Genomic DNA, 14,402 nt, shown 5'->3' on the forward strand with positions numbered 1-14,402 from the left:
TATGAATTTTGAAACGCTAGGCAAACATGTTACCGATTCTTATGTTTTTAAAGGTTCCGAGGAAATGCCATTCTTGGCTCCAAGAGGAGTTTTTACTATGGAGAATAAACTCTTTGTTTCCGATACGGGGCGTAATCGCATTTTTATCTGGAATGAAATTCCCAAGACAGAATATCAAGAACCCGATATTGTTTTGGGTCAGGTCGATGCCACAGAAACGGGTCGTAATGCGGGTGGAATTGCAACTGCAAGTACATTACATTATCCATCGGGAATATGGAGCAATGGCACTATCGTTATCGTTGCAGATGCTTGGAACCATCGCGTGCTTATTTGGCATTCGTTACCCACTCAAAATGGGCAGCCAGCGGATGTAGTGTTGGGGCAGCCCGATTTTGAATCAAATCAACCCAACGTTTCGGGTATTGGAAACGACCCTTCTGCACAAACCTTAAACTGGCCGTACGGAGTTTTCTCAGATGGAGAAAGCCTTTGGATAGCAGATACAGGGAATCGGAGGATATTGTTCTATGACGGGATTCCAATGACCAATTTTGCTCCGGCGGATGAAGTCATAGGAAAACCGGATTTCACGAACAGGGATTATGAAAATCATGAACCCATTTGGCCCTATTCCGTTAAGGTAAATGCCAAAAGACAAATGGTCGTAGCCGACACTCAATTCTACCGTTCATTAGTTTGGAATGATGCTGACAAAGCATTTTCAAAACCAGCGGATAGTATTATTGGACAAGCCGATTTTGATGCTTGTGGACAAAATCAGTTTGGCTTGTTTCCCTCTTCAAAATCGTTAAACTGGATATATGATGCTTGTTTCTATAAAGACGGGATACTAGTAAATGATACTGGGAATAGTAGAGTATTATGGTTTGATAAAATCCCAACGAAAAACAATCCCGAAGCAACAGCGGTCATTGGGAAACGAGATTTTAAAACAGGAAGCGAAAATAAAGAAACCTTGATGGGAACTTCAAGCTCCTTGTATTGGCCTTTTTCAATAACTACAAAAGAAAATAAACTAATCATTGCCGATACTGGAAATCATCGGGTAGTGATAACGGATTTAAAGCTCTAAAGACTAAGATACAGCCAGTAAACACCTATAGCAATTGCGAAAACTCCTCCCGATAAGCGCACCATTTTAAAAAGAGATTTACTGTTTTGTTTTTTGGAGTACCTCGCTAATTGTCCAAGTAAGAATGTATAAATCGTCATAACCAATAGTGTTCCTAATCCGAAGCCAATGATGTATTGAATACTATCAAATTTATTTTCAAATCCCAATACCGGAAGGAGTAAAACAAAATGTGCTATTCCTGCGAGTCCATGTAAAACCCCAATCCCAAAAGAAGTCCATTGATTTTGCTTAACCTTTTTGCTATGAGCGTGACCATGGTTTAGCATGTTTTTGTCATGCTCATGTTCGTGTATATGAATATAGGGCTCTTCCGCATTGTGCACATGCGGATGTTTGTGGTTTTTTCTTTTGCCGAAAATACTGTATAATGCCCAGAGTCCCACGACAATTAAAACGGCGCCAACTAGCTGTTCACTATGTTCCGATATTTTCTCTATTGGAATGTATTGCCGAAATAGGAGAAAAAGCAACCCTATCAAAAGCATTCCGGTCAGATGTCCAAAACCCCAGAACAAACCTATTTTCCAGACTTTTCGTCTCGTTTCAATCGCCAAAGGGGTAACCGCAGCCAAATGGTCTGGTCCTGAAACCACATGTAATATTGAAGCTGCAATACCGGCAAGTAAAGGAAAGCTCATCATTCGATTTACAAAAGAACAATGTAGTGAAATTTCTTGTCAAAATTGTTTCTGATACGCTTTTCAATTCGCTCTACGTTGTTACAAAATATACATTTCATTATTTAGCTCTTTAAAGTGAAAATCCTAGGCCGTTATAAATCATAATTATGGTCCTATTAATCGGCCGTTTTTCGGTACAACCGAAATGCCCTAAAAAAATATCTTATCCTAGTTCCATTTATCGTTCTTTTTAGTAGTTTCGTTATATAACCTTTTACGGAACTAAAAATGGTAGTAGGATATGCCAGGGTATCGACACCCGAGCAAAAGCTTGAAGCACAGATCGATCTGTTAAAAAATGCTGGTTGTGAGAAAATTTATAAGGATATAGCAAGCGGTACCCGGGACGACAGAAAAGGATTGAACGAAATGCTGAGATATATGCGAAAGGGGGACACTATCCTTACCTATAAAAACGACAGGGTTTTCCGTTCGCTGAAAAATATGGTTGAACTTATTGATAGGTTCAATGAGGCAGGGGTACATTTCAAAAGCTTGAGCGAACCGGAATTCGACACCACATCGGCCAACGGTAAATTTTTATTACAGATTTTTGCGGCAGTTGCGGAATTCGAACGCAACCTTATCAGTGAACGCACAAAGGTGGGGCTTGATAATGCAAGAAAGCGGAACAAGTTGTTGGGCAGGCCCAAAGGGTCGAAGATTGAAACAATCGAAAAGTACCATTATGCCAAGCATCTGTACGGGAATCAAGGAGTATCGATTGATTTGGCCTGCAAACGGGCAAAAATCGGTAAGACCTCTTTTTATAGAGTAGAAAAAGAACTTTCGTCAAAATCAAGTAGTTAATCTCAGACAAGGCTATGTCTTACCTCACATCACTTAGCATAACTACAGAAAGAACCCATCCGTTTCCCTATGATGTCAGTGCAATAAAGTTTGCAAAGGACGTTGATGTATCCGCACCTGTTACCTTTATTATAGGTGATAACGGTACCGGAAAGTCCACATTGCTCGAAACATTGGCACTTCGTTTACAATTACCACATATGGATGGATTTGGGTATGGTAAAAATTGTTTCAAGGCAGCCCGTTCGTTGACGCCATATCTGCATTTAGATTGGAAAATTGAAAAACCCAGAGGATTTTTCTTCAGGGCAGAGGACTTTGGTGACCTCTTGAACAGTATCGACAGAGAGGATGCCAGGCTCCATGAATCCTTCAAGGATATTTATGGAGAAGTTCCAGACCATATCATCCAAGAAATGAAGGACAACCAAAACTATCAGATTTATCGAATGCGATTGAACTATGGTCAGGATCTACAAGGTTTTTCTCATGGGGAGGCCTACCTGAAGATAATGGACGATACTATAAATGGAAACGGGATATTTCTATTGGATGAACCGGAGGCCGCTTTGTCACCATCCAAACAGTTGTCCTTGCTTTATTTTATCCAAGAACATCTTAAATCCCATATGTCCCAATTCATTATAGCTACACATTCACCTATGCTTATGGCATATCCCGGAGCCAATATATATGAGGTGACCGACAAAGGAATGAACAAAGTATCTTTGGAGGAGACAGAACATTACACTATTACAAGGTCGTTCCTGCAAAGTCCAGAAAGCTATTTGAGGTTTTTCAAGTAGAAAGTCCGGTATTATAATATGCGGTGCCGTCAAAAAATGGATACCACCATTTATCCCTTGTATTGGTTTCTCCTATGTTTTTTCCAGTTCCTGGTACGTTTTGAATACTTCGAGTTGGTCGTTTCAATCCCGTGGGGAAAACAGTAACAACAGCCACCCATCTTAAGATAGTTGTCAATCCTTGATAAACGAACATTGGATATTTTCTTTGGAAAATCAATATGTCCTTCAGGGGTAAGTCCAAAAGCCCTTTCAAATCGTTTCGTATATTTCACGATTTCAATGTTTTAAGTGAATACTTAAAACATTGAGCCTTTTAGGAATTTGGAAAGAAACATAATCGGTTGATTTCCGTAAAGATAGTCCATAAAACAGTTTGGGCACAAGTTATATTCAAAAGCTATGAAATGGTAGTGTAATCCCGAAACAAACGAATGTTCTTAAGCATTTGCAGAATAGTAGTTTGGTTAATCCAATTGGACTTTTGGCCAACTTTTGAGATGTAACCATTGTATAAGAAGTGCCAGTGTTTTCAGTACCTGTGAGCTAAGTTGTCGTTTTATGCAGCTATGAGGTCACTAGGCCTTTGAGGGAAGTCCCGCACTTAATTCGTTGATCTGTTCCTTTACATTATTGATGACTTCCAAAGGGTTGGCACCGTAGCGAGCGACAACCACACCGCCTACAACTTCGGCACCTTCTTTGTCTAATATCCCACGTCTGGTAGCCGGACCTAAATGGACATTGCCCACATCCTTAATTCTGATGGAGGTGAAATTTTCGGAATCGACTACGGCATTTTCGATATCTGAAATGGATTTTACATAACCCAGACCGCGTACCAGGTATTCGGCCTTGTTCATTTCCAAGGTCTGTGCACCAATATCCTGATTGCTTTCCTTGACCGCCTTTACGATATCGGCCAGACCGATATTATACTGCCGCATCTTTTCGGGGTAAACATCTACCTGATATTCCTGAACATAACCGCCTATGGATGCCACTTCCGATACGCCGCTTGCAGAAGAGAGTGCATATTTTACGTAATAGTCCTGTATGCTGCGAAGTTCCTGCAAATCCCATCCGCCCGTTACATTTCCATCTTTATCACGACCTTCGAGGGTGTACCAGAAAATCTGACCCAATCCCGTAGCATCCGGACCCAAGGCGGGATTCACACCATCGGGCAATAGACCACTTGGAAGAGAATTTAGCTTTTCAAGGATGCGGCTACGCGACCAGTAGAATTCGATATCCTCTTCAAAAATGATATAGATGCTCGAAAACCCGAACATCGAGGAACTGCGGATGGTCTTAACACCCGGAATCCCTAACAGGGATGTGGTAAGCGGATAGGTAATCTGATCCTCGATGTCCTGTGGGGAACGCCCTTGCCATTTGGTAAAAACAATCTGTTGGTTTTCGCCGATATCGGGTATGGCATCCACGGCTACAGGGTCGCTGGGCAATAATCCTGTTTCCCAACTAAATGGTGCGTTGACGATGCCCCAGCCCACAAATAGGGCGAGCATCAAAACTGCAACTAGCTTGTTTTCGATAAGAAATTTTATGCTTTTATTCAGCATATTGGATGATAATTAGACAGTTATACAAAGGGATTGTCTTGCGGCATTCTGAAAATAGAACACAACAAAACGAGCCCAAAACGGAAGTACCGAAGGGCAAATAATTTACTGTCTAAAAATCAAATTAAATATGTCTCGTACAGGGTCTGCACGTCCCGTTCAATAAAGGGGGGTGAGTAATCCTTGAAGGGAACGATGTTTTCATCAAGTCCTTCAAAGAGATTGATATAGGTGTAGAAAAATGTGGCAACGAAAGTCTGTTGCTCGAATGTCAGTTTGTTGAATGAAGTTTTTAGATCGTCTTGTCCTTCCTTGACAATCTGTTGGTCGGTACAACAAGATTTTTCGGTCATCGAAGGATTTTCACAGCTTTTGGCCGGCTGTGCTTTTTCCATCCCACAACCTTCGGCTTTTGTAAAAAGACTAAAATCGACCAGAGAGTCCCCACAATAGTGCATATCCACCGTAAACGACATTGTAGTGAACAACACCACAAATGCCATCAAAACGGATAATATTTTATGGAAAACCTTTTTCATCGATGTAAAATTACAAAATTTTAACAGTTCTTATTGTGATTAACAGAACTTTAATTTCAGGGTTTCTGCATTCTGCGCTATTTCCATTTACCCAAAACAATGAGCAATCGTTTTAATTGTAGCAGTTGATTTTCATTTTTAAAATGTTCGTGAGCCAACATTGTTTTTAGTTGAGCAGTCGCTTTTTCTGAAGGAAATCCTGAAGTCTCGCAAAGTTTGTGAAACTTTTGCATTTCTTCAAGCTTAAACTTTGCTTTTTCAACAAATCGTTCGGCATTGTCATCCTCTTCATAGCTTGATTGAATCTCGAAATGTCTTTCAATCGTTCCCGGCTTGCCAATTATTAATTTTTCCGCATTACTCTGGATAATTGCGTTCGTAGTAAAAACGTAATCCCTATCATGAACCATTCTATTAATTCTTGTCTGACCATCGGCTATATTATTGGGAAAGATTTCCAGATAATATTTTGTGTCCAAAGGCAAGGTTATTACCGAATCGGGATTGAACAGACCTTCGAATCGTGTTGAATTCATGCCACGTATCGAAAGGGGATTATCGCAAGTAATCAATGGCGCATTGGCATCATTTATTTGATGTACATTTATGGTGCAATCATATTTGAAGTCCACAAATTCTTTCCATCTTTCCAGATGATTGACTATGAATTTTAGTCTATTGCGCTCTTTGAATTCGTGTCTAACTTTATCAATGTCTTTTTTATTGAATTCGTATTTTTCCTCTTCAAATGAGAACTTTACATCGCCATTAGCATCAGCATAGAGCAACATCCTATCTAAAATCTGGTCAGTGAACGCATTCTGATGATTAAGAACTTTCGGGGTGCGGAAGTAGAGCGATAGGCAAACGTATAATACCTGTCTTTTTTGTTCAGGTGTCAGAACTATTGTCTTTTCATCTACCAGCAGAGCATATATCTTTGGAAATTCTGAATCTACGTGTTCAGCGTAATGAAGTTCCAAAGCATATTTCTTATCGACCTCTGCATTGGGAATAGTATAGAGGTTTTTTTTGAAGCAGATGCTTTTCGTGCTGATGTATTCTAAAAGAAATTCGTCTTCTAGTTTGTAGGCATCCACGAAATAGTTTCCGTTTTTACCCTCAACACCAAAATTTTTAAGGTAGGAGCGAGGGATATAATGCTGTTTTATTGGTTCATTTTTAGGCATAATGGAATATAGTATTTCTTTTATAATATATCATTCCCACTTCTTTTTCTGCAACCGCACCGCATTAAAAATAGCCAGCAATGCAACCCCAACATCTGCAAAAACAGCTTCCCACATTGTTGCTAAACCACCTGCGCCGAGAATAAGAACGATAACTTTCACTCCAAATGCCAAACCAATATTCTGCCAAACAATCTTACGCGTTGAGCGTCCAATTTTAATCGCTCTTGCTATTTTGCTTGGTTGGTCGGTCTGGATGATAACATCTGCTGTTTCTATTGCCACGTCGCTGCCCAAGCCTCCCATTGCGATACCTACATCACTTGCCGCAAGCACCGGTGCATCATTGATGCCGTCGCCAATAAATGCAACTTTGGTATTGGGTTGCTTTTTCAACGTTTCCACTTCGTTAAGCTTATCTTCTGGTAGCAAACCCCCTTTTGCCCAATCGATTTTCAATTCTTTTGCGGTCTTTTGAGTTATGGAATCCTTATCGCCGGAGAGCATAATAATCTTGGAAATACCCGATTCCCTAATTTGCTTTATGGCCTGATGCGCATCTTCCTTCAGTTCATCGGCAATGGTCACGTAGCCTGCAAATTTTCCGTCATTGGCGACCATGACGATAGACTCAACAATACTATCGGTTTCAGAGGGAACGTCTATTCCGTTTGCGGTCATCAGAGCCTTGTTGCCGACCAACACGGTCTTTCCGTTGACCGTACCTTTTAAACCTTTTCCGGCTACTTCTGAAACTTCGGTCGCTTCAAAATCCGCACCGTCTGCCTTGTATTCCAAAATTGCTTTGGCAATCGGATGGGTAGATTGTTCTTCCATGGCCATTAGGTACTGCATAAATTCAGCTTCGGTAAAAGCCGAGCTGTTTACCACTTCCTTAATCTTAAATACCCCCTTGGTTACCGTTCCTGTTTTGTCCATTACAACGGTATTTACCTTGGTCATTGCATCGAGAAAAGATGCTCCTTTGAACAGAATCCCGTTTCGAGATGCCGCACCCAAACCACCGAAATAACCCAATGGAATCGAAATGACCAATGCACAGGGACACGAAATCACGAGAAATATCAATGCTCTATACAGCCAATCCCTAAACACATAATCATCAACAAAAAAGTAGGGCAAGAATGTTAGACCGATAGCTAGGAAAACAACGATAGGTGTATAAATCCGTGCAAACTTTCGGATAAACAATTCTGTCTTTGATTTTCGTGCCGTTGCATTTTGTACCATATCGAGAATACGCGCAATGGAACTGTCCTTGAATTCCTTGGTCGTTTCCACTTCGATAACACCATCGAGGTTGATGCTACCTGCAAAGACCTTTTCATTCTTTGCAATGGTATCGGGTTTGCTTTCTCCGGTCAACGCCGCAGTATTAAACGAGCCTTTTTCCGAAAGTAGGATGCCATCAAGCGGTACTTTCTCGCCGACACGTACCTGAATTTTCTCGCCAATGAAAACAGTTTCCGGATTAACTGAAACAAAGTCACCATCACGATGTACCAGTGCTTCATTGGGGCGTACGTCGAGCAAAGCCTTGATGTTTCCCTTGGCACGGTTGACGGCGGCATTCTGGAACAGTTCGCCTACGGCATAGAACAACATCACGGCCACACCTTCGGGATATTCACCTATGGCAAAAGCCCCCAAAGTGGCAATAGACATCAAGAAAAATTCCGTGAAGAAGTCGCCGTTTTTTATACTTTTCCAGCCTTCAATAATAACGGGAAACCCAACAGGAATATAGGCTACAACATACCAAAGAATACGAATCCAACCCGTGAAAGATGGGAAGGCATCGAAAAAATCGATGGCAATACCCACAATCAGCATTACAAAGCTAAAAATAGCAGGTAGGTAGGTTCTAAATTTTGATGCCTTTTCCGGACTACTGTGGTTATGGCCATCATCGTGGCTGTGTTCGCCAGAATGTTTCCGGGTATCGATATCCCTAAGATTTTGTTTTTTCTTCATCGTGATTTTATTATTCCAGACCTTGATAGGGTTTATATTCTTTGTCCCCAAATTCTTTTTCGATTTGCAGGGTGGTATGCGTTATTTCAAATTTATCGTGCAATTGTTCCCGGATGTCGTATATAAATTGGTCCTCGTGTCCATCGGGAACGACCAGATGGGTAGAAAGTGCCGTTTCCGTGGTACTCATTGCCCAGATATGTAAATCGTGTACTTCTTCGACCCCTTCGATATCCATTAGGAACTTTTCCACTTCATCTTCTGCAATCGAATCGCATTCAAAATAGCCAACATTGCAACACCAACATCTGCGAACACTGCTTCCCACATGGTAGCCAATCCACCTGCACCCAGAATGAGCACGATAATTTCGCATAGTAAGCTATACCTAATATTTACTAGAGTATCACATAGGTAGAAAAGCTACTTAACTATCAGCAATGGGGCCTTGGAGGCATACAGCATTTTTTTTCTTAGCCCCTTTTTGAAAAGTGCCTCAAAAAATCCGTGTTCCCTGTAAAGCAAAACCAATAGGTCTATTGGGGTTTCAGTCAAAAATTCATCGATACCCTCTTCGGGTTTGTCTTCCTGGATAACTGTAAAGAACCATTGCTTAGGTACAAGAAGTTTGCCAAATCTTTCACGAATAAATGCTTTCTCCAGCACCCTTTCCTGTTTGTCCGCTATATGTACAAAGTGCAACTGTGCACTATAGTTTTCCAATAATCTGGACAATATTTCAAAATCTATTTTATAATCCGTACTATCCGTATCCACTGCGACCCCGATACGCCTATACGCAGTATAGCTGGCATCTTCAGGTACGGCCAGTACAGGACAAGGTGCCTTTTGTGTCACCTTTTCGGTAACGGTTCCAATAAAAATTTCATCAAATCCCGAAGCCGTACCCTTGGTACCCATAACGACAAGACTGGTATTCATTTCCTTAGCCAGGCTAGAAATCACATCGACCGTTGCCCCGAAACCGACCATTGCTTGAAATTCCAACTTGTCCAGTTCAGGAAAGCCTCTTAGAAACTTATCCAATTTTTCTTTATTGATTTTTTCTTGTGATGCTGTGGTATCTGTTACATTGTGTGCCATAGTTGCCATCCCGATGGGCGTACCGGATGGATATGCCACTGAATAGGCGTGGACAAAAACCAGTTTTGATTTCAATTTTTGTGCTAGCCCAATTGCGTAGCTCACCGCATTTTTTGAAACCTGTGTAAAATCTACAGGTATTAAAATTCCGTCATCTTTCATATCATTTTGTTTTTATTGATTTGACTCCATTAATCTTTCTTTTTAGGTTTAATTATTCAATTGAAAAGTAGGTAAAAACCATATAGAATTGCATCTAGAAAGGCAATTGTCAGCACCGCAAGGAACATTGCCACAAAAACCAACAGGCAATACCCTTTCTCCTTTCTGGTTCTTACTTTCCTGTTTATTGAATTCCCCTTTTTTTCCTCTAGTCTCCGCTTTCTCCTTTCCCGTGACATATTATACTGTGCTTTACTAAAATCAACGCACCAATGCTATCCCCTAAGGTCATAAAACCATTCTTCTGCACGTTTGATTCCCTCCGTAATGGCCTTCTCACGAGAATACCCATTCTCCTTTACCAATTCTTGTGCAATTTTGAGGGCCTTCTTCCGAACTGACGGCTGTAGGCCATCAAGTTTTGTTTTGAAATCTTCAAATGTCCAGTCCATATTGTATACTTTTTTTAGAGCTTTCGCCCTTCCATCTCTGCTTTTACAATGCCGCGTTCAAGGGCTTCCTCCTTGGAGCATTGGTTTGTCGTATAGTATTCTTCAGCATACTTTACGGCCAATTTGTGGATGTTTTCATCCAGCATATTGAGCCTCATCGAGCAATCTTTAAAAAGTTCGTCTTTCATCTATCAAAAAAGTTTCAACACGTAAAAAACCATGACCAATAAATAAACTATATATGCCGCATCAAATACAAAAATCTGCCAACGAGAGAAACCGTGCAGTTCCTTGCTTTGGTGCACAAATAGTGTGTAAAGCAGCGGCATAAGCCCGACAAAGGCCATGTTGACCCAGAACAGTTCAAAGTCCTCAATGGGGGTGGTTACCAAAGCCAGCGGAAAAAATGCCACCGTCATCGTTACGGCATTGTCTGCAATAACACTGGTGGTGCCCGCTGTCACCTCGCCCCCTTTTACCACGCTCCAGGTCTTGAATATTTCCGGTGCCGTGGTCATTATGCCCGTGATGAAAAGGCCTCCCACGATTTCAGAAATATTTAGGGCAGAAACAATATTTTCGGTCGCCTTCACTATGAAAAAAGCGCCAACTGCTATCGCAAAGGCCCCGGCAATCGATAACCAGACCTGTTTTTTGTTCCATTCTACTTTTTTGCCCTTTTCCTTGCCTTTTATGATTGCGTGGGTCAAGAACGCAGCATAGGCCGCCAGCATAATCCACCCGTCCACATGTTGCAGGCCACGCCAGGGCTTTGGCAGAGTTAAAATGGCCACAAGGGCGATAATGCCCAGATAAGGAAGGGACAGTACGGAAACCGAACGTTTGTTCAACGCCAGAATGTTTTTATCAAGATGTTCTTGATGTTCCTTGTTGTTCTTGAATTGTTTCCTGGAAGCAAAATAAGCTATGGTCACCATCAAGGGAATGGAAATAATATTGGAACCCAATAAGTTGCCCAGGCCAATATCGGAAACGTCCCGTGCCGCACTGGTTATATTGATGGCAACTTCAGGACTGGCCGTTACAAGGGCAAGAAAAGCGGCTCCAGCGGATGCGGTAAGCCCCCATTGCTTGCGGAGCAACTTTAAAGGAGTCAACAATCGATCCGCACCCCAGTGTGCTGCCCAGGCCGCTAGGCCCAAAACGAGTACCCATGGCCATATGTTCATAATTCTGTCATTTTAACATTTCTCTCTTTGCTAGGTTCGATATGGATGTGCACGTCAAGTATCTCGGAATATGACCTGAACAATCTCTCCTTTACTTTGTGTGCAATATCATGGCCCTCGGTCACAGTTAATTCCCCATCGATCCAAATATGCATATCGATATGAAAGGCCGTTCCCATCTTTCGGGAATGGCAGCGCTCTACCCTTACCACTTCAGGAACGGCTTCGGCCAGTCGGATAACCTCATTTCGAAATTCAGGCTCAACAGCTTCGTCCAGCAACTCCCTTACCGATGACCTAGCTATTTTATAGGCATTGAACAGAATAATGCCCGCTGCAATGAGTGCCGCGAAATCATCCGCTATCTCAAACCCTTCGCCACCGATCAATGCTATGGAAATCCCTATAAAAGCGGCTATCGACGTAATGGCATCACTCCTATGGTGAAATGCATCGGCCTTGACGGCCGAACTATTGATTTCATCACCTGTTTTCATGACATAGCGATACAACGCCTCTTTCGTGAGGACAACAAATACCAGTATGAAGAGTGTGAAGGGTGCAGGAGTTTTGTGGGGTACCAGAATATGGTCGATGCTGTCCCTTATAATTATACCACCTGCAATGGTTAGGGCTATGGCAATACCCACCGCCACCAGGGCCTCTATCTTACCGTGTCCGTAGGGATGGTTTTCATCCGGTGGCCTTGACGACCATCTCAACCCGGCCCATAATAGTGCGGATGTCAACACATCCGCTCCGGATTCGATCGCATCGGCAATAAGGGCATAAGAATGCCCGAACACCCCGCCCAAACCTTTAATCAATGCCAATAATGCACTGATCAAAATACCTACGAGGGTAGTTTTGAGTCCTATTCGGGATATGGCATTTGGATTCCTTTCCAAAATCTTTCTTTTGCTATTTCTTTTCTTCCCAATACGTTATTTGGACAATTTTAAAATTCTAATGGCTCCTCGCATCACAAAGGCAAATACAATACCGCCTATGACCAAATCGGGCCATTTACTGTCTAAAAAATAAACCAGCACCCCTGCCAGTATTACCCCGCCGTTCACAATAATGTCGTTTGAGGTAAAGATGGCACTTGCCTGCATATGCGCTTCCTTGCTTTTGGCCTTGTTTATCAACCATAGGGAAACGAGGTTGCCGATAAGGGCGAAAATGGAAACGATAATCATCCATTGGAACAAAGGGGTTTCGCTACTACTCAAAAACCTTCTCACGACTTCCGAAAATCCCAGAAGGGCCAACGCCATCTGAAAATAGCCACTGAATTTCGCCACTTTCTTTTTTCTGGAAATAGCGCCGCCTACGGCAAAAAGGCTCAATGCGTACACAATGGAATCGGCCAGCATATCCAGTGAATCGGCAATTAGACCCATCGAGGAAGAAATCCAACCCGTGGTCATTTCGATAACGAAAAACCCAAAATTGATGTACAAGACCCACCAGAGTATCTTCTTTTGTTTGGTCTCGTCCTCGGAAATAGGTGTTTCCGCCTTCTCCGTTCCCAAGAGTTTTTCTCCCAGCTTCAATTCGCCCAGTGCCTTGTTTACTTCTTGGGCATTCCCCTGATGGTACACTTCCAACCTTCTATTCGGAATGTCAAAGTCCAAATATTTGATTTGAGGGTTTGACTCCAGTTTCATCCTTATCATCTGTTCTTCGGAAGGGCAATCCATTTGACTTACCTTAAAAGTGCTTTTATTTATATCGGACATTTAAATAATCTGTATTAAATTCTACGGTTGGTGTTTTAAATCTTTACTTATTTGTGGGATTCCATATATTTTTCCAAAATCGATTTTAAGCTTTCCAAATAATCGACGAACGAATTATAAGTCGGTTTTGCTTCATCATCTACGGAAATCGTTATGGGATTCTCATCCAAATACCGATAGAGTTCGGGATATTCTTGTTCTATCCTTACTGTCAATTCGTTGATTTCTTGGGTTAGCTTCTGAATTTTCTTCATCATCTTATATTTTATATGGTATTACTTGCCCCAATATTTATATATGCAATGCCCTATCTTCGGTAGCGGCCAGAAAGGCTTCCTTAAAGGTTTCTGAAAATGCGGGATGCCCATGCGGCATCCGTGCGATATCCTCTGCCGCTGCCCTGAATTCCATTATCGCCAAAACACAAACCAATAATTGTTATATCATATTTTTCTATAGTTGTATTTTTTTTGGTTAAATAAGGTGGAAGAACCTTGAACTTGACTCTTAGGCGCAAGGGTTCAAAGTTCTGGAACTCCCACCTGTTATTTTTCCTTACATTTCACGCATATCCCTTTTAATACCAAGTTGACATCGTTTATTTTATAATCACTTGGTAAATTTTCTTCCGGTATTTTATTTGGCAAACAGATTGTTTTCTTACATTCGGTACAATGAAAATGCAGATGTAAATCCGTACCGTATTTACTTTTTGTATTTTCATCAGAAATCGCAAATTTTGCTACGCCCGTACCATCATTAATCTGATGAATTAGTCCTTTATCCTCAAAAATCTTAAGGTTGCGATAAAAGGTCGTTCTGTTTGCTGTTTTATTGGTTTCGCTCTTTTCGGCAAAGACCTTTTTTAAATCGGAAAAGGACACGGCACTTTGCTTCCTCCTCAGATACCTGTATATCTTGGACCTCATTTGAGTAGGGCGAATACCGTGATTTGACAATATTTTTTCCGTTTTGGTCATTTTA

17 protein-coding genes and 1 pseudogene are annotated in these 14,402 nt (G+C 41.6%); 3 read left to right on the top strand and 15 right to left on the bottom strand.

Annotated features, from left to right (window positions below):
* The first annotated feature begins 1 nt into the window (after position 1).
* Entirely contained in the window at positions 2 to 1,096 is a 1,095-nt protein-coding gene (locus PP182_RS08620) for a hypothetical protein (protein WP_036382160.1), read from the top strand.
* Here the strand turns inward: PP182_RS08620 and PP182_RS08625 are convergent.
* Entirely contained in the window at positions 1,093 to 1,800 is a 708-nt protein-coding gene (locus PP182_RS08625) for an urease accessory protein UreH domain-containing protein (RefSeq protein WP_094998670.1), read from the bottom strand. The two genes, PP182_RS08620 and PP182_RS08625, sit on opposite strands and share 4 nt — an antisense overlap.
* Before the next feature lie 267 nt (positions 1,801 to 2,067).
* On the opposite strand from PP182_RS08625, the gene PP182_RS08630 reads away from it, so the two are divergent.
* Both PP182_RS08630 and PP182_RS08635 read left to right on the top strand, forming a co-directional pair.
* The gene (locus tag PP182_RS08630; protein ID WP_094998671.1) at positions 2,068 to 2,649 is read left to right on the top strand and encodes a recombinase family protein; all 582 of its coding nucleotides are present in this window, start codon (positions 2,068 to 2,070) and stop codon (positions 2,647 to 2,649) included.
* A 14-nt stretch (positions 2,650 to 2,663) separates the two neighbouring features.
* The gene (locus PP182_RS08635; protein ID WP_094998672.1) at positions 2,664 to 3,455 is read left to right on the top strand and encodes an AAA family ATPase; all 792 of its coding nucleotides are present in this window, start codon (positions 2,664 to 2,666) and stop codon (positions 3,453 to 3,455) included.
* On the opposite strand, the gene PP182_RS08640 is transcribed toward PP182_RS08635, so the two are convergent.
* The 14 genes and pseudogenes from PP182_RS08640 to PP182_RS08705 form a co-directional block, all read right to left on the bottom strand.
* Positions 3,448 to 3,711 carry a hypothetical protein gene (locus tag PP182_RS08640; protein ID WP_158657198.1) on the bottom strand — a complete coding sequence of 88 codons (264 nt, stop codon included), beginning with the start codon at positions 3,709 to 3,711 and terminating at the stop codon, positions 3,448 to 3,450. The genes PP182_RS08635 and PP182_RS08640 overlap by 8 nt on opposite strands.
* A 328-nt stretch (positions 3,712 to 4,039) precedes the next feature.
* Positions 4,040 to 5,041 (bottom strand): annotated as a pseudogene (locus tag PP182_RS08645) (efflux RND transporter permease subunit); the annotation flags it as partial.
* A 119-nt stretch (positions 5,042 to 5,160) separates the two neighbouring features.
* Positions 5,161 to 5,580 (bottom strand): HYC_CC_PP family protein, encoded by a 420-nt coding sequence (locus PP182_RS08650; RefSeq protein ID WP_094998942.1) that lies wholly within the window; start codon positions 5,578 to 5,580, stop codon positions 5,161 to 5,163.
* A gap of 77 nt (positions 5,581 to 5,657) precedes the next feature.
* On the bottom strand, positions 5,658 to 6,770 hold the full coding sequence (locus PP182_RS08655; protein ID WP_094998943.1) for a DUF4238 domain-containing protein: 1,113 nt from the start codon (positions 6,768 to 6,770) through the stop codon (positions 5,658 to 5,660).
* 30 nt (positions 6,771 to 6,800) lie between these two features.
* Entirely contained in the window at positions 6,801 to 8,765 is a 1,965-nt protein-coding gene (locus PP182_RS08660; RefSeq protein WP_094998944.1) for a heavy metal translocating P-type ATPase, read from the bottom strand.
* A 10-nt stretch (positions 8,766 to 8,775) separates the two neighbouring features.
* Positions 8,776 to 9,003, bottom strand: coding sequence for a cation transporter (locus tag PP182_RS21050; RefSeq protein ID WP_182859066.1), 228 nt, complete (start codon positions 9,001 to 9,003; stop codon positions 8,776 to 8,778).
* Positions 9,004 to 9,188: 185 nt separating this feature from the next.
* Positions 9,189 to 10,031: a universal stress protein gene (locus tag PP182_RS08670; protein WP_094998945.1), complete on the bottom strand. Its 843-nt coding sequence runs from the start codon at positions 10,029 to 10,031 to the stop codon at positions 9,189 to 9,191.
* A gap of 275 nt (positions 10,032 to 10,306) precedes the next feature.
* On the bottom strand, positions 10,307 to 10,483 hold the full coding sequence (locus PP182_RS08675; protein ID WP_162987829.1) for a hypothetical protein: 177 nt from the start codon (positions 10,481 to 10,483) through the stop codon (positions 10,307 to 10,309).
* 14 nt (positions 10,484 to 10,497) lie between these two features.
* On the bottom strand, positions 10,498 to 10,641 hold the full coding sequence (locus PP182_RS08680) for a hypothetical protein (RefSeq protein WP_165357338.1): 144 nt from the start codon (positions 10,639 to 10,641) through the stop codon (positions 10,498 to 10,500).
* 33 nt (positions 10,642 to 10,674) lie between these two features.
* Complete coding sequence (locus PP182_RS08685) at positions 10,675 to 11,673, bottom strand: sodium:calcium antiporter (RefSeq protein WP_094998946.1); 999 nt, start codon at positions 11,671 to 11,673, stop codon at positions 10,675 to 10,677.
* Positions 11,670 to 12,581: a cation diffusion facilitator family transporter gene (locus PP182_RS08690; protein ID WP_081894367.1), complete on the bottom strand. Its 912-nt coding sequence runs from the start codon at positions 12,579 to 12,581 to the stop codon at positions 11,670 to 11,672. Before PP182_RS08690 ends, PP182_RS08685 begins: the two co-directional genes overlap by 4 nt.
* Before the next feature lie 36 nt (positions 12,582 to 12,617).
* On the bottom strand, positions 12,618 to 13,418 hold the full coding sequence (locus PP182_RS08695; protein WP_094998947.1) for a cation transporter: 801 nt from the start codon (positions 13,416 to 13,418) through the stop codon (positions 12,618 to 12,620).
* Between the two features lie 47 nt (positions 13,419 to 13,465).
* On the bottom strand, positions 13,466 to 13,675 hold the full coding sequence (locus PP182_RS08700) for a hypothetical protein (protein ID WP_272650879.1): 210 nt from the start codon (positions 13,673 to 13,675) through the stop codon (positions 13,466 to 13,468).
* Positions 13,676 to 13,963: 288 nt separating this feature from the next.
* The gene (locus PP182_RS08705; protein WP_094998949.1) at positions 13,964 to 14,398 is read right to left on the bottom strand and encodes a Fur family transcriptional regulator; all 435 of its coding nucleotides are present in this window, start codon (positions 14,396 to 14,398) and stop codon (positions 13,964 to 13,966) included.
* Positions 14,399 to 14,402: the final 4 nt, after the last annotated feature.

It is taken from the genome of Maribacter sp. PR1, from assembly GCF_028464145.1.
Taxonomy (GTDB): Bacteria; Bacteroidota; Bacteroidia; order Flavobacteriales; family Flavobacteriaceae; genus Maribacter.